General features: G+C 68.1%; 19 protein-coding genes. 4 read left to right on the top strand and 15 right to left on the bottom strand.

Annotated elements, in window-relative coordinates; genetic code table 11:
• Positions 1-13: 13 nt before the first annotated feature.
• From WS45_RS12395 to WS45_RS12385, 3 genes are read right to left on the bottom strand one after another with little or no spacing between them, the layout of a single operon-like run.
• Positions 14-1,270 carry a Zn-dependent hydrolase gene (locus WS45_RS12395; protein ID WP_059700068.1) on the bottom strand — a complete coding sequence of 419 codons (1,257 nt, stop codon included), beginning with the start codon at positions 1,268-1,270 and terminating at the stop codon, positions 14-16.
• Positions 1,263-1,802, bottom strand: coding sequence for an L-2-amino-thiazoline-4-carboxylic acid hydrolase (locus WS45_RS12390; RefSeq protein WP_059700578.1), 540 nt, complete (start codon positions 1,800-1,802; stop codon positions 1,263-1,265). Before WS45_RS12390 ends, WS45_RS12395 begins: the two co-directional genes overlap by 8 nt.
• Positions 1,803-1,819: 17 nt before the next feature.
• Positions 1,820-2,986 carry a branched-chain amino acid ABC transporter substrate-binding protein gene (locus tag WS45_RS12385; protein WP_059689872.1) on the bottom strand — a complete coding sequence of 389 codons (1,167 nt, stop codon included), beginning with the start codon at positions 2,984-2,986 and terminating at the stop codon, positions 1,820-1,822.
• Between the two features lie 177 nt (positions 2,987-3,163).
• Here WS45_RS12385 and WS45_RS12380 point away from each other — a divergent pair, with 177 nt between their 5' ends.
• Positions 3,164-4,057, top strand: a complete 894-nt coding sequence (locus WS45_RS12380) for a LysR substrate-binding domain-containing protein (protein ID WP_059700066.1) — start codon at positions 3,164-3,166, stop codon at positions 4,055-4,057.
• 37 nt (positions 4,058-4,094) lie between these two features.
• Here the strand turns inward: WS45_RS12380 and WS45_RS12375 are convergent, their stop codons facing one another.
• The 3 genes from WS45_RS12375 to WS45_RS12365 are packed head-to-tail and all read right to left on the bottom strand — an operon-like array spanning position 4,095 to position 7,074.
• Positions 4,095-4,796 (bottom strand): aspartate/glutamate racemase family protein, encoded by a 702-nt coding sequence (locus WS45_RS12375; protein ID WP_059700064.1) that lies wholly within the window; start codon positions 4,794-4,796, stop codon positions 4,095-4,097.
• A 15-nt stretch (positions 4,797-4,811) separates the two neighbouring features.
• Positions 4,812-6,116, bottom strand: coding sequence for a dicarboxylate/amino acid:cation symporter (locus tag WS45_RS12370; protein ID WP_059700062.1), 1,305 nt, complete (start codon positions 6,114-6,116; stop codon positions 4,812-4,814).
• Between the two features lies 1 nt (position 6,117).
• On the bottom strand, positions 6,118-7,074 hold the full coding sequence (locus WS45_RS12365) for a substrate-binding periplasmic protein (RefSeq protein WP_059700060.1): 957 nt from the start codon (positions 7,072-7,074) through the stop codon (positions 6,118-6,120).
• A 321-nt stretch (positions 7,075-7,395) separates the two neighbouring features.
• Between WS45_RS12365 and ahpC the strand changes: the two genes are divergently transcribed.
• Entirely contained in the window at positions 7,396-7,959 is a 564-nt protein-coding gene (gene ahpC / locus WS45_RS12360) for an alkyl hydroperoxide reductase subunit C (protein ID WP_006488685.1), read from the top strand.
• A gap of 125 nt (positions 7,960-8,084) precedes the next feature.
• Complete coding sequence (gene ahpF / locus WS45_RS12355) at positions 8,085-9,683, top strand: alkyl hydroperoxide reductase subunit F (RefSeq protein ID WP_059700057.1); 1,599 nt, start codon at positions 8,085-8,087, stop codon at positions 9,681-9,683.
• Positions 9,684-9,797: 114 nt separating this feature from the next.
• Here the strand turns inward: ahpF and WS45_RS12350 are convergent, their stop codons facing one another.
• The 8 genes from WS45_RS12350 to WS45_RS12315 all read right to left on the bottom strand — a co-directional run bounded on the left by WS45_RS12350 (position 9,798) and on the right by WS45_RS12315 (position 20,071).
• Positions 9,798-10,610, bottom strand: a complete 813-nt coding sequence (locus tag WS45_RS12350; RefSeq protein WP_059700055.1) for a hypothetical protein — start codon at positions 10,608-10,610, stop codon at positions 9,798-9,800.
• 329 nt (positions 10,611-10,939) lie between these two features.
• On the bottom strand, positions 10,940-11,494 hold the full coding sequence (locus WS45_RS12345; protein WP_059689864.1) for a carboxymuconolactone decarboxylase family protein: 555 nt from the start codon (positions 11,492-11,494) through the stop codon (positions 10,940-10,942).
• A gap of 25 nt (positions 11,495-11,519) precedes the next feature.
• Positions 11,520-12,854, bottom strand: coding sequence for an aspartate aminotransferase family protein (locus tag WS45_RS12340; RefSeq protein WP_059524934.1), 1,335 nt, complete (start codon positions 12,852-12,854; stop codon positions 11,520-11,522).
• 15 nt (positions 12,855-12,869) lie between these two features.
• Positions 12,870-13,919 carry a C45 family autoproteolytic acyltransferase/hydolase gene (locus tag WS45_RS12335; RefSeq protein WP_059700052.1) on the bottom strand — a complete coding sequence of 350 codons (1,050 nt, stop codon included), beginning with the start codon at positions 13,917-13,919 and terminating at the stop codon, positions 12,870-12,872.
• A 20-nt stretch (positions 13,920-13,939) separates the two neighbouring features.
• The gene (gene glnQ, locus WS45_RS12330; protein ID WP_059524930.1) at positions 13,940-14,668 is read right to left on the bottom strand and encodes a glutamine ABC transporter ATP-binding protein GlnQ; all 729 of its coding nucleotides are present in this window, start codon (positions 14,666-14,668) and stop codon (positions 13,940-13,942) included.
• Positions 14,665-15,372 (bottom strand): glutamine ABC transporter permease GlnP, encoded by a 708-nt coding sequence (glnP, locus tag WS45_RS12325; RefSeq protein ID WP_175912039.1) that lies wholly within the window; start codon positions 15,370-15,372, stop codon positions 14,665-14,667. The genes glnQ and glnP overlap by 4 nt, the downstream gene beginning before the upstream one ends.
• Positions 15,373-15,387: 15 nt before the next feature.
• Positions 15,388-16,140, bottom strand: a complete 753-nt coding sequence (glnH, locus tag WS45_RS12320; RefSeq protein ID WP_059700050.1) for a glutamine ABC transporter substrate-binding protein GlnH — start codon at positions 16,138-16,140, stop codon at positions 15,388-15,390.
• A gap of 388 nt (positions 16,141-16,528) precedes the next feature.
• Entirely contained in the window at positions 16,529-20,071 is a 3,543-nt protein-coding gene (locus WS45_RS12315; protein WP_059700049.1) for an ABC transporter ATP-binding protein, read from the bottom strand.
• Between the two features lie 118 nt (positions 20,072-20,189).
• On the opposite strand from WS45_RS12315, the gene WS45_RS12310 reads away from it, so the two are divergent.
• Positions 20,190-21,143 (top strand): LysR family transcriptional regulator, encoded by a 954-nt coding sequence (locus WS45_RS12310; RefSeq protein WP_059700047.1) that lies wholly within the window; start codon positions 20,190-20,192, stop codon positions 21,141-21,143.
• 48 nt (positions 21,144-21,191) lie between these two features.
• On the opposite strand, the gene WS45_RS12305 is transcribed toward WS45_RS12310, so the two are convergent.
• A complete protein-coding gene (locus WS45_RS12305; protein WP_059700045.1) occupies positions 21,192-21,563 on the bottom strand; it encodes an MAPEG family protein in 372 nt (123 codons plus the stop codon).
• Positions 21,564-21,722 lie beyond the last annotated feature (159 nt).

The following is a 21,722-nucleotide window of genomic DNA, read 5'->3' as shown; positions in this document are numbered from 1 at the left end:
CGTCACGCGCGCATCACGCGCCCGGTTCCTGCGCGCTTTGCAGCATCGCGCGCAGCAGCACGTCGGCGCCCGCCGCCGACCATTCCGGCGTGATCGCCTCGGCCTCGTTGTGGCTCAGCCCGTCGACGCACGGCACGAAGATCATGCCCGTCGGCGCGACGCGCGCGATGTAGCACGCGTCGTGACCCGCACCGGAAACGATGTCCATGTGCGGCAGCCCGAGCGCCTGCGCCGCATCGCGCACCGCGTCGATGCAGCGCGGCGCGAACGGCACCGGCGGGTACGTGAAGATCTGCTCGATCCGCGCACCGAGGCCGGCGTCGGCCGCGACGCGGGCCAGTTCCGCTCGCAGCGCCGCGTCGAGCTCGTCGAGCACCGCATCGTCAGGATGGCGAAACTCGACCGTGAAGAAGCAGCCGCCCGGCACCGTGTTGCGCGAATTCGGCCGCGCCTCGATCATCCCGACCGTCGCGCGCGCGTGCGGCGCATGGCGACGGCCGAGCGTATCGACGAATTCGATCATCCGCGCGGCACCCACGAGCGTGTCGCGCCGGAATTCCATCGGCGTGGTGCCCGCGTGCGCGTCGACGCCCGTCAGCGTCACCTCGTACCAGCGCTGCCCCTGCCCGGCCGTCACGACACCGATCGTCTTGCCCGCGCGTTCGAGAATCGCGCCCTGTTCGATATGCAATTCGTAGGCGGCATGCACCGGATAGCCGCCGACAGGGTCGGCGCCCGCGTAGCCGATCCGCGCGAGTTCCTCGCCGATCGTCCTGCCCGCGCCATCCGTTCGCGACAGACCGTATTCGAGCGGATAGACGCCCGCGAACACGCCGGCCGAGATCATCGCCGGCGCAAAGCGCGAACCTTCCTCGTTGGTCCAGATCACGACGTCGATCGGACGCTCGGTCTCGATGCCCGCATCGTTCAGCGCACGCACGACCTCGAGGCCGCCGAGCACGCCGTAGATGCCGTCGTAGCGGCCGCCTGTAGGCTGCGAATCGGCATGCGAACCGGTCATCACCGGCGCGGCATCGGGATGGCGGCCCGCGCGGCGCGCGAACACGTTGCCCATCCGGTCCACCCGCACCGTGCAGCCGGCATCGCGCGCCCACTGCACGAACAGGTCGCGCGACTCGCGGTCGAGGTCGGTCAGCGCGAGACGGCAGACGCCGCCTTTCGGCGTCGCGCCGATTTGCGCCATCCGTTCGAGCGACGCCCACAGCCGCGCGCCGTCGACGCGCGGCGCGCCCGCGAGATCGTCACGCATTGCCGGCCTCCGGGGCGTCGTCGCGCGGTGTCGTGCGCAACGCATAGCGGAAATCGCAGCGCTTGCCGCCCTGCATGATCGTGCTCGTGCGCGTCAGCGCGATGCGCGGGTCGTAACCCTCGATGAAATAGCTGTCGCGCGCGCAGCTCAGCAGGTGGCCGATCTCGCCAAGCCCCATCGCGTGATACATCTCGGCGTAGCTGCAGCGATGCACGTCGTAGTCGTAGTGCGCGTCGTCCGCGCGATGCACCTCGACGTCGAGCGCATCGTCCTTCTCCCACAGCACCTGCAGCGCGATGAACGATTGCACGCTCGTGCCGTCGGGCTCCTGCGCCGCGAACGTGCGGCCCGCGTCGACGGCCGCGCCGCGCACGGCTTCCGCGATCACGGCCTGCGCGCGCTCGGCGCCGAATTCGCGCTTCATGATCTCGTAGATCGGCTTGATGATTTCCGCTTCGATGCGGCGCCGCGCGAGGATGCCGAGGCGCGTGTCCTCGGGTGCCGCCGTGGATGCGTGTGTCGTGTCGGTCATGGGATTCGTCTCCGTCGTCATTTCGTTGCCGGGTGCGCGCCGCCGAGCACGTCGACGACGGTCCACTTGCCGCCGCGCACCTGGTAGATCGTGAATGCCGGGTCCTTCAGATTGCCTTCGGCGTCGAACGCGACCCGGCCGGTCACGCCGGGCCGGTCGATCGCGCGCACGGCCGCGACCAGCTTCGCCGGCTGCGTCGTGCCGGCCTTCTGCGCGGCCGCGATCAGCGTGGCCGCCGCGTCGTACGCGAACGGCGCGTGCAGTTCGATCGGCGCGTGAAAGCGTGCGCGGTACTGCGTGTCGAACGCCTTGCCGCCCGGCATCCGGTCGAGCGGCAGGCCCGGTTCGAGTGCCGTCACGCCGTCGCCGTCCTTGCCCGCGAGCGACAGGAAGGTCTGGCTCACGAAGCCGCCGGCGCCGAGCAGCGGCGCGTTCACGCCGAGCTGGCGCATCCGGCGCGCGATCGGCGCGGCCTGCGCGTCGAGCCCGCCGAAGAACACGAGATCCGCGCGCTTGCCCTTGATCGCGGTCAGCACGCCGCTGAAGTCGGTCGTCTTGTCGTTCACGTACTGGCGATCGACGATCGTGCCGCCGTTCGCCTGCACGCCCTTGATGAACTGGTCGGCCAGCCCCGCGCCGAACGACGTGCGATCGTCGATCACCGCGATGCGCTGGGCCTTCAGCGTCTTCACCGCATAGGCGCCGGTGAAGTTGCCGCCCGCATCGTCGTGACCCATGATGCGGAACGCCGTCGCGTAGCCCTGCTGCGTGTACGGGTGGCCGGTGGACGCCGGCGCGATCTGCGGAATGCCGGCATCTCGATAGACGCGCGACGCCGGCACGCTGCAGCCCGTGTTCCAGTGACCGACGACGCCGATCACGTGCTGGTCGACGAGCTGCTGCGCGACCGCGACGGCCGTGCGCGGATCGGATTGATCGTCGGCCGCGACGAGCTTGTAGACGACCGGCTTGCCGCCGATGCTCGGATGCGTCGCGTTCGCGTCGTCGATCGCGAGTTGCGCGCCGTTCTGCAGGTCCTTGCCGATCCGCGCGGACGGGCCGGTGAGCGGCGCGGCGAGACCGATCAGGATCGTCTGCGGCGCGGACTGCGCGAAGGCGGGAACGGCGGCGATCAGCGTGGCCGCGGAGAATGCGAGGCTGGCGGGAAGAAAAGCGATTTTCATGTGCGGGGATCGGGGACTCGAATCAAAACATGAAAAATATTAAATATTCGGCTCCCGCACCCCAAATACTCAATTGTTGGATGCTTATGCCATTCCCGACACAATAACGTAATCGCCTGTAAATACGGGATATTTTCATGTTGTCGCTTACCCTGATTTTTCGATAAAATTCGACACATGAAAAATATCGAACAATTGCCGCACGATCCGCCGCTGCGCGCCGTCCGCGCGTTCGAGGCATTCGCGCGTCTCGGCTCGGTCACGGCGGCAGCGCACGAGCTCGACATCACGCCGTCCGCGGTCAGCCACCAGTTGCAACTGCTCGAAGCGTTCATCCAGACGCCGCTGACCGTGCGCGAAGGCCGGCTGCTCGCGCTCACCGACGAGGGGCGCGACTACTACCGCTCGATCAGTGCCGCGTTCTCGGTGCTGCGCAGCGCGACGCGCTTCGTGCGCGACCGGTCGTCGCTGCGGCAAATCACGATCAGCCTGATTCCGCTGCTCGGCATCGGCTGGTTCATTCCGCGGCTGCACGCGTTCCTCGCCGACAACACCGATGTCGACGTGACCGTGCTGTATGCGCATCACCGCAACTATCGAAGCGACGCGTCCGACCTGTCGATCCGCTTCGGCACCGGCGACTGGCCCGGCTACCGCTGCGAGCGACTGCTGCCGGGCGCGATGGTGCCGATGTGCAGCCCGTCGTTCCTGAAGCGCCACGGGCCATTCCGCACGCCGGCCGATCTCGCGCGGGCGCCGCTCGTGCACGACGAGGATCGCAGCACCTGGGTCAACTGGCTGCAAGGCGCCGGCGTGCGGCATGTGTCGCATGCGGTGGGGCCGATGTTCGAGGACGGGCAACTGACGCTGAGCGCGGCGCGCGCGGATCTCGGCGCGGCGCTGCTGCGCCCGCCGCTGGTCGAGCGCGAACTGGCGAGCGGCGAACTCGTGAAGCTGTTCGACCATGCGCTCGACGACGGGCGCGACTACTACCTGTGCACGCGCGAGGATACGGACATGCCGGACGGCGCGAGACGGCTGGCGGAATGGCTCAGGCGGATGGCTGCATAAGCGCGCGGGCCCGCACGCGCACCGTCCCGCCGATGCGTCACACCGCCCGCCCCCATCCGCGCTCGACCGCATGGGCGACCGTCGCGCGCGCCAGCTCCTGCGTGCTGTCGACCAACGCGAACGGTGCATCGCGCAACGCGCGCGCCGCGATCGGAATTTCCGTGCAGCCCATCACCGCCACGCCCACGTCCCGTCGTGCCAGCGTCGCGAGCGCGCGCGTCAGGCACCGCACCGACGCGTCGATCTTCCCCGCCTTGACCGCCGCGATGCACGCGGCGATGTCGCGCTGCGCGGCCACGCCCGGCATCACCGGCTCGAAACCGCGTGCACGCAGCGCCGCCTGGTAAAAACCCGACACCAGCGTGCCGCCCGTGGCGAGCACCGCGACGCGCCGCACGCCAGCCGGCAACGCGGCCACCGACGCATCGACGATATGCAGGATCGGCGCCGCGCTGCGTTCGCGCAGCGGCGCATACCAGTGATGCGCCGAATTGCACGGAATCGCGATCACGTCCACGCCGCAGCGGTTCAGCAGCGCGATGCCATCGAGCAGCGCCGGCAGCGGATCGGTCCCGCCGTCGATGATCGCGCGCGAGCGATCGGGCGTTCGCGTCAGGTTCGCGACGATCATCGGCAGGTGCTCCTGGTCGCAGCGTGCGCGTGTCAGGCAAATCACGCGATGCATGAAGTCGACCGTGGCCAGCGGCCCCATTCCCCCCAGTACGCCGACGAGTGCCATGACGCCTCCCCTCCTTCACGCGCGCGGCGGCCGCGCGCAGATCGCGGATACGACGGCCGAGTTGCCGATCACCAGCAACAGCGTCCGCAATATTTCGCAGAACGGATCGATCGCCGCGAACAGCACGAACGCAGCCTCGAACGGCAGGTGCAGTGCCGCGCACACCATGCCGGCGAGCGACACCGTCACGACGCCCGACGTGCCGGTCGACGCGAATCCGGCCAGCACCGATGCGACCAGCACGACGCAAAGCTCGCCGGGGCCGAGCGACCGTTCGTAGAGTTGCGCGACGAACAGCGTCGCGCTCGCGTAATAAACCATCGGCCCGACGCGCAGCAGCGACACGGCAAGTGGAACGACCAGTTCGACGCGCGCACGGGCGAAGCCGAAGCCGTCGGCCAGGCACTCGATCATGCTCGGCATGCAGGCCACGCTGCTGCGCGTGGCGAGCGCCATCGCGAACGGCGTGCGCAACCCGGCGAGCGTCTCGGCCAGCGTCGCGCCCGAGCGTTTCCAGATCACGACGATCGCGGCCGCGATCAGCACGAGCGCGACGACGGCGAACGCGGCGACGAACCGGACCATCGCCTCGAGCGGCCCGAACCCCGACGTGCCGATCTGCGCGGCGCCACCGCAGAACAGCACGATCGGCGTCGGATACGCGAGCCAGTGCATGATTTTCTGACACGTGAAATAGACGGTCTCCAGCGTCTGGCTCAACGCCGCCGAGATGCTCGCCGGCACGCGTCCCGACGCGAAACCGAAGAACAGCGAGAACACCAGCGCCTTCAGCGTGTCGCCGCTCGCGAGCGCCGCGAAGAAGTTGCCGGGCACCAGCGCGATCAGCATGTCGGCAAGGCCCGACGATTTCTCCGCGGGATCGGTGCCGTACAGCGTCATCACGGTGTCGCTCGCCGCGCCGTCGCTGCCGACCAGCGCGCCGAATGCCTTCAGCGTCGCGTTCGACAGATGCTCGCCCGGCCGCATCGCGACCAGCACGACCGCGCCGACCGCCACGACGAACACCGACGCGCAGCCGAAGGTCGCGATCACGCGCATCACGAGATCCGACGCGCTGCCGTCGCGCAGCAGCCGCTGCAGGCTGAAGATCACGGCGGCCGTCATGAACGGCAGCGCCGTCATCTTCAGCAGGCCGACGTATACCTGGCCCACATAGTCGAACTTCGGCGCGGCGGCCGGCCACAGCACGCCCGCCACGATCCCGAGCGCGAGGCTGCCAAAGACCGTCAACGGATGGATCGCGAACGCATGCAGCCGCTCGATGCGAGGCATGATCCTGATGTTCTCGTTCATGTTCATGTCAGCGACCCATCGCATCGAGCAAGGATTTCACGTCGAGCCGCTTGTTGCGCTCGGCCAGGAACTGATTGACGAACGCGAGCAACGTCGGCGTGGACACCGGCACGCCGACGGCAAGCGCGTCGGTGAGGTCGTCGAAGGTCGCGACGCGCAAGCGGATCGGCGCGGTCGGGTCGTCCTGCATCACCAGCTTGATCGCGAGTTCGTCGCGATACACGGCCGTGACCGCGCCTGCGTTCAGCGCGTCGAGCGTCGCCGGCCAGCTCGAATACGTGCGCACCCGCGCGGCCGGGAAGTCGTTGCGCACGTATTCCGCATAGGCCGACCCCGCGACGACGCCGATCGTGCCGCGGTAATCGCGCACGACTTCCGGCAGCGCGCGCCCTTTCGCGAGCTCCGCGAAGCTGACGCGGTTGATCAGCAGCGCGCGTCGCAGGTTGATGTACGGCGTGCTGAAGCGGATCACCTGCGCACGCGGCAACGTGCGCGACAGCTTGCTGATCGCGACGTCGGCCTGCCCGGTCGCGAGCAGGTGAACGACATCGTCGAAAGTGCGCGCATCGCGGTCGAACTGCACGGACACGCCGAGCTTTTTCGCGAGTTCGTCGGCGAGATCGATGTCGACGCCCGCCAATACACCGTTGCGCGACATGAAGAACGGCGGCTGATCGACGCCGAGCACCGCGACGACGAGCGCGCCGCGCGAGACGATGCGGGCGAACTCGGGCGCGAGCAGCCGGCCGTCGGGCATCTGCACGAGGCCGGTCGACGTGGTGGCGGGTGTCGCCGTCGCGGCCGGCGCGGACGCCTCGACGGCGAGCGCCGGCGCGACACACGAGAGGGTCACGAATACGCAGGCCGCACCGCGCAGGAGCCGATGCAGGCATCGCCGCGTGGGGACGATCTCGCGGAACCACGCGAGCAGCGCACACAGGGCGCGTCCGGAAAAGAGGTTCATGGCGGCAGTGGGACGAAGCGTGTCTGACGACCGCGCAGCCGTTCGTACCGAACGGGCGCCGGGCTCTTGCGCGGGTTGCGTCGCCGTCGCCCGGCGCCGCGCCCTCCCGCACGCCCAATGTGTCAGAAGCGCCGGTCGGCCGAAATCCGTCGGAAGGCCCGGCCCGGATGGCACGGGCCAACCGGACGGCCCGTCGCGACGGGGGCCGGAAGCAGATAGAAATTCCCGATGCCGCGGATTGAAACAAGCAATTTCACAAACCTGGGGTGAACCCGGATACTGGCAACACTTCATCAACACCCAAGCAAAGGAACTCGCAAGATGCCGATCATCAACACCCAAATCAAACCGTTCAAGGCAACCGCATACCACAACGGCGATTTCGTGCCCGTGTCCGAAGAGAACTTCAAGGGCAAGTGGTCCGTCGTCGTGTTCTACCCGGCCGACTTCACGTTCGTCTGCCCGACCGAGCTGGGCGACCTCGCCGACCGCTACGCGGAATTCCAGAAGCTGGGTGTCGAGATCTACGGCGTGTCGACCGATACGCACTTCACGCACAAGGCATGGCACGACACGTCGGACACGATCGGCAAGATCAAGTACCCGATGATCGGCGACCCGACGCTCACGCTGTCGCGCAACTTCGACGTGCTGATCGAGGAAGAAGGGATGGCGCTGCGCGGCACGTTCGTGATCAACCCGGAAGGCGAGATCAAGCTGTGCGAAATCCACGACAACGGCATCGGCCGCGACGCAGGCGAACTGCTGCGCAAGGTGCAGGCCGCGCAATACATCGCGGCGCATCCGGGTGAAGTGTGCCCGGCCAAGTGGACGCCAGGTGCGGAAACGCTGACCCCGTCGCTCGACCTGATCGGCAAGATCTGACGTTCGCGCCGCGCGCCTCGCACGAGGCGCGCGCGTCACGCGAATGCGGGCCGCCTCGTGCGGCCCGCGCCCTTCTCCGGCACGACGTGCCCGACCATAATTATCAATACGGAATCCGAAACGCCATGCTCGACGCCAATCTCAAGAACCAACTGAAAGCGTACCTCGAAAAGATCACGCGCCCGATCGAACTCGTCGCGTCGCTCGACGACAGCGCGAAATCGCAGGAACTGCTTGCGCTGCTGAACGAGATTGCGTCGCTGACGTCGCGCGTGACCGTAACCGAACGCCGCGACGATGCCGAGCGCAAGCCGTCGTTCTCGATCGGCGAACCCGGCAAGCCGACCGGCATCCGCTTCGCCGGCATCCCGATGGGCCATGAATTCACGTCGCTCGTGCTCGCGTTGCTGCAGACGGGCGGCCATCCGCTCAAGCTCGACGACGACGTAATCGAACAAATCCGCGCGCTCGACGGCGATTACGCGTTCGAGACGTATTTCTCGCTGTCGTGCCAGAACTGCCCGGAAGTCGTGCAGGCGCTGAACGTGATGTCGCTGATCAACCCGCGCATCCGCCACGTCGCGATCGACGGCGCATTGTTCCAGAGTGAAGTCGAAGCACGCCAGATCATGGCCGTGCCGACGATGTTCCTGAATGGCGAATCGTTCGGCCAGGGCCGCAGCAGCGTGAAGGAAATCCTCGCGAAGCTCGACACGGGCGCCAGCGCCCGCGCCGCGAAGTCGCTCGAGAACAAGCCGGTGTTCGACACGCTGATCGTCGGCGGCGGCCCGGCCGGTGCGGCCGCCGCGATCTATTCGGCGCGCAAGGGCATCGCGACGGGCGTCGTCGCCGAGCGTTTCGGCGGCCAGGTGCTCGACACGATGGCGATCGAGAACTTCGTGTCGGTGCAGGAAACGGAAGGACCGAAATTTGCCGCGGCGCTCGAGCAGCACGTGAAGCAGTACGACGTCGACATCATGGACGTGCAGCGCGCCGACGCGCTGATTCCGGGCGACGTGCACCAGATCCGCCTCGCGAATGGCGCCGTGCTGAAGGCGAAGACGATCATTCTCGCGACCGGCGCGCGCTGGCGCGAAATCAACGTGCCGGGCGAGCGCGAATACCGCAACCGCGGTGTCGCATACTGCCCGCACTGCGACGGCCCGCTGTTCAAGGGCAAGCGCGTGGCGGTGGTCGGCGGCGGCAACTCGGGCGTCGAGGCCGCGATCGACCTGGCCGGCATCGTGAAGGAAGTCACGCTGATCGAATACGGCGCGCAACTGCGCGCGGACGAAGTGTTGCAGCGCAAGCTGCGCAGCCTGCCGAACGTGACGATCGTCACGCAGGCGCAGACGACCGAGCTGACCGGCGACGGCAGCAAGCTGAACGGGCTCGTCTACAAGGATCTGCGTTCGGGTGAAACGAAGCGGGTCGATCTCGAAGGCGTGTTCGTGCAGATCGGCCTCGTGCCCAACACCGAATGGCTGAAGGGCACGATCGAACTGTCGAAGCACGGCGAGATCGTCGTCGATGCGCGCGGTGCGACGTCGGTGCCGGGCGTGTTTGCCGCCGGCGACGTGACGACGGTGCCGTTCAAGCAGATCGTGATCGCGGTGGGCGAAGGCGCGAAGGCATCGCTCGGCGCGTTCGATCACCTGATCCGGCAAGACGCGACGCCCGCTGCCGCCGACGCCCCGCAGGCCGAAGAAGCGATCGCCGCGTAACGCGCGACGCACCACACAGGTTCGTGTCTCTTGGCCCCGCATGCCCTGGTCGGCGTGCGGGGCCCTTTTTCATCCTGCATCGAGCGGCGCTGCGCGAGCGCGGCCGCTCCCTTCTCACTGAGCCATGCCGGGCCCCGCGTTCGCCGGTGTGGCTGCCTTGAAGCTGCTCGACTGCTTGACCAGTTGATCGGTCATCGCGGCAGCGACCGGATTCGCGCCCGTCGTCGCGTGCTGCCGATCGGCGCTCGGCGTCGCCACGTATTGCGGCGGCGGCAACGACGGATCGAGCTTTGCCGATTCCCGCACGAGTGCAGCGGTTTCAGGCGTTTCGGATTTCATCGCGGGAGTCGCGGCCGCGTGCCGCTCGAGCCCGTCGCGCTTGCGCGCCGCGCGCTGGGTCGGCTGCTCCGCCTGCTGACTCGGCCGAGCCGCCTGCGTCGCCTGGGCCGGCGGCGTCGATTGCACGGGTTGCGCCGCTTGTACCGGCGCCTTTACCGGCGGAGCGGGCTGGGCTTTCGGCGGGGTCGCAACCTCCGGCTCGACCGTCACGACATGGACGGTCGGCGGCGGCGCACTCGGTTTCGCCGGAGGCGCCGGCGCGGCGACGACCGGCGCGACGGCAGCGGATGCCGGCGCCGCGCTCGTACGCGCAGGAGCCGCGGATGGCGGCCGTACGGCCGCTGGTTGCGGCACGGCCTCATCTATATGCTTGGAAGGGACGGCGACCGCCGCAGGCGGCGCGATCGTGCCTTGTGCGGTGTGGCCGTCGTTCGCCGCCGTCACGGCGGCGGCAGGCGCCGCGGCGTCGCCGATGCCGGCCTCCGCGATCGCGCGGTGGTCCGCACGCAGGAGCATCACGTAGCCGGTGCCGGCCGCGGCAACCAGCAGGCCGCCGGCGATCATCAATGTCTTACGGGTACTAGTCATGCTTGCTCACCGATCTTATCGACGTGAACAAGCCATCATACGCGTGCGATCGCGGCTGATCCCGCACGAATACAATTGGTTTCATTGATGTCGACCCCAGAGCGGCGCGGCCTTGCCGCACCGCGTCGCCCTATCGTCAGACGGTTCGACATCGCTCCCAGCGATATTGCATCGGACGATCGAAGTCGCGGAAGGTCGGCCATTCGCGCTGCACCACCGCGAGCCAGGGAACGCACCGCGTGTCGAGAAACGGCGCCACACCTTGCCGCGCCGGCGCGTATGAACGACATACGCAATGAACGCGATCGGCACAATCCGGCATGCGGCAATTATTCGGGAAACGGCAAATCAGTCTGTCCGTCCGCGCGCATGGCGAACGTGTTGAGCGTCATCGCCACGAGCGCGTAATAGCCGAGCAGCGCGACGAGGTTCACGACGGTCTCGTGGCCGAAACGCGCCTGCGCGCGCGCGAACGTCGCATCGCTCACGCGCCGCGTGTCGTACAGCTCGGTCGCGAACGCATGGATCAGCGCATCGTCGTCCGATTCGAACGCCGGCTCGACGCCGCGGCGGATCGCGTCGGCCGTCGCGGCCGGCACACCGGCATCGAGCGCGATCGGATGATGGATGTGCCACTCGGCCTGCGAGCGCCAGCGCGCGGCCGTCACGAGAATCGCGAGCTCGGACAGACGCAGCGGTAGACCCGTGCGATAGCGGCAGAACGCGCCGAGCCGCTGCGCATGCTGCGCGAGCTCGGGACTCGCGATCCAGCCGAGGAACGGCCCGTTCAGGTTGCCGCGCGGGCCGCTGAGAATGTCGGCGAGCACGGCCTTCTGCTCGTCGGTGGCCGATGCGGGATCGAAGGGAGGCAGTCTGTCCGTCATGGTGAGGATTCGATGAGATAAAGGTTCACGCGCCGGCCGATGCGAGCGCCGCATCGATCGCGCCGGACAGCCGTTCGACGATCGTGTCGATCTGCTGCGCAGTGCACACGAACGGCGGTGCGATCAGGATGTGATCGCCGTGCACGCCGTCGATCGTGCCGCCCATCGGATACACCATCAGGCCGCGCTGCATCGCCTCGCGCTTGACCGCCGCATGCAGCTTCAGCGCGGGATCGAACGTCGCCTTGCTGTCGCGATCGCGCACGAGCTCGACGCCGACGAACAGCCCGCGGCCGCGCACGTCGCCGACATGCGGATGCGCGCCGTAATGCTCGCGCAGCGACGCGCGCAGTTGCTCGCCGCGCGCCTTCACGTTGTCGAGCAGCTTCTCTTCGGCGATCACGCGCTGCACTTCGAGCGCGGCCGCGCAGGCCGTTGCATGACCGAGATACGTGTGGCCGTGCTGGAAGAAACCCGAGCCGTCGACGATCGTGCGGTAGATGTGATCGCTCACCAGCGTCGCGCCGATCGGCTGGTACCCTGCGCCGAGCCCCTTCGCGATCGTCAGCAGGTCGGGCGCGACGCCATCTTCGTCGCACGCGAACAGGTAACCGGTGCGCCCCATCCCCGACATGATTTCGTCGAGGATCAATAGCACGCCGTACTTGTCGCACACCGCGCGAATCTTCTTCAGGTAGCTACGCACCGGCGGCACCGCGCCGGCCGTCGCGCCGACCACCGTTTCCGCGACGAATGCCGCGACGTTTTCCGCGCCGAGCTCGACGATCTTCCGCTCCAGCTCGTCAGCCAGTCGCTGTGCATAGGCTTCGTCGGTTTCATCGGCCTGCTGGTCGCGATACGCGTAGCACGGGCTCACGTGATGCGCCTCGATCAGCAGCGGCAGGAACGGCTCGCGCCGCCATGCGTTGCCGCCGATCGCGAGTGCGCCGAGCGTGTTGCCGTGATAGCTCTGGCGACGTGCGATGAAATGGCGGCGCTGCGGCTCGCCCTTCTCGACGAAATACTGACGCGCGAGCTTCAATGCGGCTTCGATCGCCTCGGATCCGCCCGACACGAAATACACGTGTTCGAGACCGGCCGGCGCGGCCTCGACGAGCCGGTCGGCCAATTCTTCCGCCACGTCCGTCGTGAAGAACGACGTATGCGCGTACGGCAGTTGCTGCACCTGCCGCTTGATCGCATCGATCACGCGCTGGTTGCTGTGGCCGAGGCACGACACGGCCGCGCCACCGCACGCGTCGATGTAGCGTTTGCCGGTCGAATCGATGATCTCGATGCCGTCGCCTGCAACGGCGACGGGCAAGGTGGCGCGTGGAGCGCGATGAAAAACGGTCGTCATGCGTTGCCTCATGGATCAGGACGCGCTGCGCGCGTGCGCGGACGGCACGATGCGCGACGCGAAGCGCCGCGTGCCGTGCTGGTGAATGGTGAAGTCGATCGCGGTGTCGCGAATCGCGAACACGGCGGTCGCCAACGTGTTTTCGTCGTCGGGGTCGGCCGGATCGTCGCGATAGATCGGCAGTCCTTCCGGTGCGCGGTCGCCGAGCACGCGCAGCAACGCGGCTTCGTCGATCGCGTCGATGCCCGGCGTCAGCGCATCGACACGCCGCTGACGATCGCCGGACGATTGCGTGACGATCTGCGCTTCCCCCTCGCATCCCGGATGCACGAGATGATTCGCGTGACCGGCAAGACGCGCGACTTCAACGACCGAGCAGCGCGCGACGCTCGCCTCGATGCTCAGGAGCCGCATATCGCCGGTCGCGCCGAGCGTGTGGTGAAAGCCGCTCGCGCGCGCATGCGTGCGCAGCACGTCGGCGGCCGCATCGAGCGATGTGGCGTCGAGCACGGCGCGCGCGAGGATCATCCGCGGCACGCCGAGTGCCGGCGTGCGGATCCGCAGGTTGTTGATCGCCTGCGCGATGCCCGCGCGGTTCGCGGCGAACGTATGCCCGGGCAGCGAGCCCGGGTAGTAGAAACTGATGAAGCCCGGCTTGCCTTGCGGCTGCACGTCGACCAGCAGGCAGCGCTCGCGCAGGTACGGATCGCCGTCCTCGTTGTGCGCGATCCAGCGCGTGCCGTGCGCATCGCGCCCGGCGAGCGTCGTGCAGCCGTCCGGCGCGCGATGGATCAGTTCGCCGCGGCAGTTCCACAGAAAGATGTCCTCGGCCGGCCAGCCGACGCCCGCCGCGATCCCGTCCAGTTCCGCGACGAGATCGGGGTACGCGGCCAGCGCGGCCTGTCGCAGCGCGGCGACGAACGGATGGCCGCGCCAGCGGCGCACGGCCTGCCATGCGCTGCTCTGCTGCATGTACGCATCGAACACGGGGCGGGCAAGCTCGCCGAGGCGCACGCCGATGTCGAACGGCGTGCCGGCGATGACGGGAGATGGGGAAAGCGGCATGTCGGTTGATTCGGTTTCGTTCAGGACACGTGTTTCAGGAATTCCTTCAGGCGCGGTGTCGGCGGGCGGTCGATCAGGTCGACCGGATGGCCGTCCTCGGCGATGCCGCCCTGATCCATGAACAGCAACCGCGTGCCGACCCGCTTCGCGAAGCCGATCTCGTGCGTGACGACGATCATCGTCATCCCTTCGGTCGCGAGATCCTGCATCACTTTCAGCACCTCGTGGCGCAATTCCGGATCGAGCGCCGACGTCGGCTCGTCGAACAGCATCAGCCGCGGCCGGATCGCGAGCGCGCGTGCGATCGCGACGCGCTGCTGCTGGCCGCCCGACAGCTCCGACGGATAATGATTCGCGCGCGATTCGAGGCCGACCTTGTCGAGCAGCGCCATCGCCTGGTCGCGCGCGTCGGCGCGCGACGCGCCGCGTACCTGGGTCGGCCCGAACATCACGTTCTCGAGCGCGGTCATCTGCGGAAACAGGTTGAACTGCTGGAATACCATGCCCGCTTCGAGCCGGATATTGCGGATCGTCGACGCGTTGCCGCGCACGCTCTGGCCGTCGACCAGCAGCTCGCCGCTCGTGATTTTCTCGAGCGCGTTGATACAGCGCAACATCGTCGACTTGCCCGAGCCCGACGGACCGATCACGACGACCACCTCGCCCGCATCGATCTTCAGGTCGATATGCTTCAGCACCGGCACATGGCCGAAGCTCTTCGACACGTTCTGGAATTCGATCATGCTCATAAGATGCGCATCCTCTTTTCGACGAGCCGAAGCGTCAGCGTCATCGCGCCGGTCAGCATCAGGTAGATGACGGCCACCGCGGTCCAGATCTCGACCGCCTGGAAATTGCCGGCAATGATTTCCTGCCCCTTGCGCGTCAATTCGCCGACGCCGATCACGATGAACAGCGACGTGTCCTTGAGGCTCACGATGCACTGGTTGCCGAGCGGCGGAATCAGGCGCCGGAATGCGAGCGGCCCGACCACCTTCAGCAGCACGCGCGGCATCGACAGGCCCATCGCGAGCCCCGCTTCCGTCAGCCCCTTCGGGATCGACAGCAGCGCGCCGCGCACCACTTCCGCGAGATACGCGCCCGAATTCACCGTGATCGCGATGATCGCGGCCGTCAGGCCGTCGATCCGGATATGCGCGAGCAGCGGCAACGCGAAATACAGGAACATCACCTGCACGACGATCGGCGTGCCGCGGATCAGTTCAATATAAACCTGTGCGAGCACGTTCATCGCCTTCGGTCCGTATGCGCGGAACATGCCCGCGATCATCCCGACGACGAATCCGCCCACCAGCCCGAAAAATGCGATGAACACCGTCAACCGGACCCCGTCCATCAGGTCCGGCAACGCCGCCCAGATCGCCGACCAATCGAAATTCACCTGTCGCTCCCCGTCCGATTCAAGACCGGCGCGGCCGCCCGGCCGCGCCATGCTGTGCCGTCACGCTCACATCTTCGGCGGCTCGGCGCCGAACCACTTCTTGTAGATCTGCGCGTAGCGGCCGTCGGCCTTGATCTTCACGAGCGACGCGTTGACCTTCGGCACGAGCGCGCTGCCCTTCGGGAAGCCGATCCCGTACTTGTCGCCGCTGACCGGCTGGCCCGCGACCTTCACCTTGCCCTTGCCTTCGTTGTTCACGAAGAACAGCACGTTCGGCGTGTCGTGCATCGCCGCGTCGACGCGGCCGGCCTCGAGCGCGAGATATGCCTGGTCGATGTTCGGGAACTGGCGGATCTCCTTCGGCTTCAGGTGCGCCTTGATCCAGTCGATCGTCGCGGTGCCCGTCTTCGCGGCGATCACCTTGCCGTTCAGGTCGTCGATCGACTTGATCGTCGTGTTGTCCGTTTGCACCATCGCCGCGAGGCCGCTGTCGTAGTACGGCGCGGAGAAGTCGATCGCCTTCTTCCGCTCTTCCCTGATGGTCATCCCCGACAGCGCGACGTCGATGTTCTGCGTCTGCAGCGCCGGGATCAGGCCCGCGAAATCCATCGGCTGGATCGTGTATTTCCAGCCCTGGTCCTTCGCGATCTCCGCCCACAGGTCGAGATCGAAGCCGACGTACTTGTCGCCCTGCTTGAACTCGAACGGCATGAACGACGTATCGGTCCCGACGACGAGCGTCCTGGTATCCGCGTGCGCGATGCTGGCGCCGAGCGCGGCGACCACCGCGACGGCTTTCAGGAAGGAACGGCGACTCATGACTTTTCTCCGCATGGTTGAGCGATGTAACCGGCCGGCTGGCCGGGGAACGACGACATCAAGCCGCACCGCAACATGCGATGTTGAATTAGACATTAGTGCAACAAGTGTTGTCAACACGGATACTACGACAACAAAAAAATACTCAACATGAAAATGAATCGAGACAAACCCGAGCCGCACGGGCGGGATTGATCGGAGGAAAGGTGTGCGCGGATGGGCGCATGGCGTGGAAGCGCGGAACGCCCGGCAATTCGGCGCGACCGGAGGGCCCCGTTGCGCGCCGACGCCGCGGCGATCGTGATGCCGGCCACCGCCGGCGCGGCTCAACGAACGGCGTGTACCGCGAGCGACAACGCCGTTCGGCACGGCCTCGAAGCGCCGTCGGTCACGCCGCCACCCCGCTCGCCTGATGCGAGACCAGCCGCGCATACGCGCCCTGCCGCGCGATCAGCGCCGCATGCGTGCCCGCCTCGATGATCCTGCCGTGCTCGATCACGAGGATCGTGTCCGCGTTGCGGACTGTCGACAACCGGTGCGCGATGATGATCGACGTCCGCTGCGCCATCAGGTCCTCCAGCGCCGCGCGGATCTGCTGCTCGCTGATCGTGTCGAGATGCGAAGTCGCTTCATCGAGGATCAGCACCGGCGCATCCTTCAGGAACGCGCGCGCGATCGCGACGCGCTGGCGCTGCCCGCCGGACAACTGCACGCCGCGCTCGCCGACCCGCGTCGCGAGCCCGTCCGGCAGTCGCGCGACGAAATCGCCGAGCGCCGCCTGATCGATCGCGCGCCGCACGTCCTCGTCCGATGCATCGTTCGCGGCAAGCCGGATGTTCGCTTCGAGCGTATCGTTGAACAGATAGGTGTCCTGCGCGACGAGCGCGATGTGCCGGCGCAGATCGTCTAGCCGCAGGTCGCGCAATTCGGTGCCGCCGAGCGTCACACGCCCGTGTTGCGGATCCCAGAAGCGCAGCAGCAGGCTCGCGACGGTCGATTTGCCTGCACCCGATGCACCCACCAGCGCGACCGTGCTGCCGGGCGGCACCTCGAAGCTCACGCGATCGATCGCCGGCACCCCGCGTCCCGGGTACGTGAAACCCGCTTCCTCGAACCGCACGGTCGCGTTGCCGGACAGCGCGTGCGTGCCGTCGACGACCGTCACCGGCTCCTTCTCGAGCGCGCGCAGGCGCCGCGTCGACGCGATCGTGTCGGCCAGCTGCCGCGCGACCTGGCCGATCTCCGCCACCGGCATGAACGCGGCCACCGCGACCAGCACCAGCAGCGGCAACGATTCGTGCGCGAACCAGCCACGCGCGCACAGCAGCGCGCCGAGCGCAGCGACGGCCAGCCCGCCGAGCCCGCTCGCGACTTCGAGCGCGGCGCTCTGCGACGACAGGTCGTCGAGCAGCTTCGCGCGCTGCTGCCCGTACGCGTCGGCTTCCGCGACGAACGCGGCACGCCGCCGCGCGAGCGCCTGGAACGCGGTCAGTTCCGCCAGCCCCTGGATCGTTTCGGTCAGATGCGCGCCGAGCTGGCCGAGCGCCTCGCGGGCACCGGTGCCGAGCCGGTCGACGTCGCGCCGCGCCAGCACGGGCGCCAGTCCGGCCCACAGCAGGAACGGCAGCAACGCCAGCGCGAGCGGCCATGCGACCGACGCGAGCAGCGCCAGCACGCCGGCCGGCACCAGCACGGCGACGAACGCCGGCGCGAGCGTATGCGCGTAGAAGTATTCGACGGTCTCGACGTCCTGCGTCGCGAGCGCGACCAGGTCGCCGGAACGGCGGCGCAGCAACCCGGCCGGCGCGAGCCGTTCGAGCGTCGCGAACAGCGCGATGCGCATCTCGGCGAGCAGCCGGTACGCCATGTCGTGCGCGAGCCACGATTCGAGCCAGTGCAGCACGGCCGCGACCGGCGCGACGACGAGCAGCGCCGCGACGAGCGCGCCGTTCGCGTGTCCGGTCGACACGCCGCCGACCACCAGCGCACCGATCACGCCGACGCCGATGAACGCGAGCACGCGACCGATTCCGAACAGCACGGTCAGCACGACCTTGCCCTTCCACGGACTGACGAAACGCAGCAGCGCGCGCAACGTTTCGGGCCAGCCGATGGTCGCCGCATCGTCGTTCAGCGGCCTGACCTGCGGGCCCGACGCGGCGCGTGCGCCCGCGCCGCCGGCGGTCGCGGCCATGCCGACGGCTTCGGCGGCGGCCTCCAGCTGCGGCCCCATCAGCCGGCGATACGGGCCGTCGCGCGCGATCAGTGCCGCATGCGTGCCCTCGTCGACCACCCGCCCGTGGTCGAGCACCAGAATCCGATCGGCGCCGATCACGCTGGACAGCCGGTGCGCGAGCACGAGCGTCGTGCGCCCGCGCGTGAGCCGGTCGAGCGCCTGCTGAATCAGCGCCTCGTTCTCGGCATCGACCGACGACAGCGCCTCGTCGAGCAGCAGGATCGGCGCGTCGCGCAACAGCGCACGCGCGATCGCGATCCGCTGGCGCTGACCGCCCGACAGCATCAGCCCGCGTTCGCCGATGCGCGTCGCATAGCCGTCGGGCAACGCCGAGATGAAATCGTGCGCGTTGGCGGCGCGCGCGGCCGCGATCATGTCCGCGTCGCTCGCATCGGGACGGCCGAGCCGCAGGTTGTCGGCGACGCTGCCGTCGAACAGCGTCGCGTCCTGTGCGACCACCGCGATCATCTCGCGCACCTGTTCGGCGTCGAGCGTGCGCACGTCGTGGCCGCCGATGCGGATTGTGCCGCCCTGCGCATCGTGCTGGCGCAGCAGCAGGCGCACGATGGTCGACTTGCCGGCACCGCTCGGGCCGACGATCGCGACCGTCTCGCCTTCGCGCACCGTGAAGCCCAGCGACGCATGCGCGTCCGCGCGACGCCCCGGATACGCGAAGCTGACGCCGTCGAACACGATCTCCGGCCGCACGTGCGGCACGCGCGATGCGACCGCGGGCGGTGCGTCGCCGCCCGCGTCGAGCAGCGCGTGAATCGCGTTCGCCGCCGACTGGCCGATCATCCCCTGGTGCAGCACGCCGCGCAGGTCGCGCAGCGGCCGGAAGATTTCGCTGCCGGCCATCAGCACGATCAGCAGCGCCTCGAGACTCATGTCGCCATGGCGCACGCGCCATGCGCCGACCGCGATCGCCGCCGCCGCGCCGAGGCCGGTGCCGAGATCGGTGAAGAGCCGCGTCAGCAGCCCGAGCGCGAGCACCCAGAACGTGCTGTCGGACAGCGCGCGCGCCTTGGCCGCCAGCTTCGCGCCGAACGCACCGCTTTGCCCGAACGCCTTCAGCGTCGGCAAGCCCTGTACCGCGTCGAGAAACTCCTCGCCGAACGCCTTGAACGCGGCCGAGCGTGCGAGCGCCGCGCGCCGGTCGGCGCGATGCACGAATTGCGGCAGCGCGAGCGTGACGAGCGCCGCGACCAGCAGGATCGCGGCCGTCGGCACGTCCCACCACGCGAGCACCGCGAAGATCATGACCGGCGCGCACGCGGCGATCACGAGCTGCGGCAGGTAGACGCCGAAGAAGGTCTGCAGTTGCTCGACGCCGTCGACGACGGCCAGCATCACGCCGCCCGTGCGCTCGCCGCTGAACCAGGCGGGGCCGAGCGCGGCGATCCGGTCGAACAGCCGCGCGCGCAGCGCGGACTGCACGCGCCCGGCCGTGTGCTGCGCGAGCACCGTGCGACGATGATCGAGCCATGCACGCAGCAGCACGCAAGCCGCCGTTGCGGCGACGGTTTCCGCAATATCGCGCGCCGGCGCGCCGGCAAAAACGAGCGCCAGCACGCGGCCGAGAAACACGAAACGCAGGATGCCGACACTCATCGCGAGCAGCCCGAGCGCAACCGCGGCGGCAACCCGCCAGCGCATTCCGGCCATCATCGCCCATAGTCGTCGGTCGAAATACATGAAGCCCTCCGGTCGGTTTTGGTTGTGATTCGATTGACCGGACCAAGGCTACCCGCGCACCCGACGCGCGGCAAAAGATGATTTTTCAACGGGTGTTGAGTCAACTACAATACCCCGCATGTCGCACCTTCCTCCCCTCAGCGCGCTGCGTGCTTTCGAGGCGGCCGTCCGCCTTGGCGGGTTCGCGCGCGCGGCGGCCGAGCTGAACGTGTCGACGAGCGCCGTCAGTCACCAGATCCGCGCGCTCGAGGCATCGCTGGGCGCCCGCCTGCTCGAGCGCAGCACCGGGCTCGGCGGCATCGGCCTCACGCAAGCGGGCGCCCGCCTGCTGCCGGCCGTCAGCGACGCGCTGTCGAAGCTGACCGACGCGTGCGACGAGATTCGCGGCACCACCGCGCAACGCCTGACGGTGTCCGCCAACGCGCCGTTTTCGTCGATGTGGCTCGCGCGCCGCCTCGCGGAGTTCTCGTCGCTGCATCCCGAAACGCCGCTGCATGCCGTCGTGGTCGAGGACGAACCGGATTTCGCGCGCAGCGGCGTCGATCTCGCGATCGTGCACGTGCCCGCGCACCGGCTGCGCGACGACGATGACGTGTTGCTGCGCGAAACCGTGTTTCCGGTCTGCAGTCCCGAACTGTATCCGCATGCATCGGGATATGTATGCCGCTCGCGGTTGCTGCAGGAGATGCACGAGGACAGCCCCGAAATCGACTGGCGCAACTGGGCCGTGCACTTCGGTTTGCCGGACGACTTCGAAACGAAGATCGTCCGCTACAGCAGTTTCAGTCAGGTGATCGGCGCGGCGCTGGGCGGCGCGGGCATCGCGCTCGGGCGCGTGCCGCTGATCGAGCCCGAACTGCGCAGCGGCCGCCTGGTGCCGCTGGTGCCGGGCCTCGCACGCGATGCGTCATGGCGCTTCGTGCTGCGCCGCAATCCGTCGGCACGGCATCGGCTGCTCGATCCGTTGATCGCGTTCCTGCGCCGCGAAGCCGATGCACCACCGTTCCAGCTCGCGAAGATCGTTGCGCCCGCATCCAACGACAGTCACGCGCGCGGCGCGGGCGGTGCGTAGCGAACCCGCGCGCCAGGCCCGCGCCGGGGCCGCCCGTTCATCCTCTCGTCACGGCGCGGCAAAGAACAACGCGACGACGCAGGCCATCCCCGCGAACCACACGAGCGAGCGCAGCGACGCCCAGTTCAGCAGGTACGTCAGCACATAGACGACGCGAAGCGCGACGAACCCCATCGCGAGCTGATCGACGTGATGCGCGTTCGCGCCGCTGTGCCATGCGACGACCAGTGCGGCCGTAAACAGCGCCAGCGCTTCCCACGCATTCTGGTGCGCGGCCTGCGCCCGCGCGCGCCAGCCTTCGAGCCTTGCCAGATACTCGCGCGGCGCGCGGTTGTCGTAGCCCTTGCGGGCCTTGGCCAGGAACGTCATCGGGAACGGCAACAGCGCCACGATGAACAGGCAGATCTGGGACGTCGTCATCAAAGTCTCCTCCTTTATGATTACATTGATCAATGACACGGTCGCGCAGAGCTTAGCATTGCGCCGGGCGGTTCGCGCACCGGTTTTCTAGACGGGAGACTCGGCAAAACCGCCTGCCGAAGGCAGTGACGGCATGGATCCGGTACAAAAAATTCCACC

It is taken from the genome of Burkholderia sp. RF2-non_BP3 (assembly GCF_001522185.1).
Lineage (GTDB): Bacteria > Pseudomonadota > Gammaproteobacteria > Burkholderiales > Burkholderiaceae > Burkholderia > Burkholderia diffusa.
Note: the sequence above shows the minus strand (reverse complement) of the source record. Positions and strands in the feature narration are given on the sequence as shown.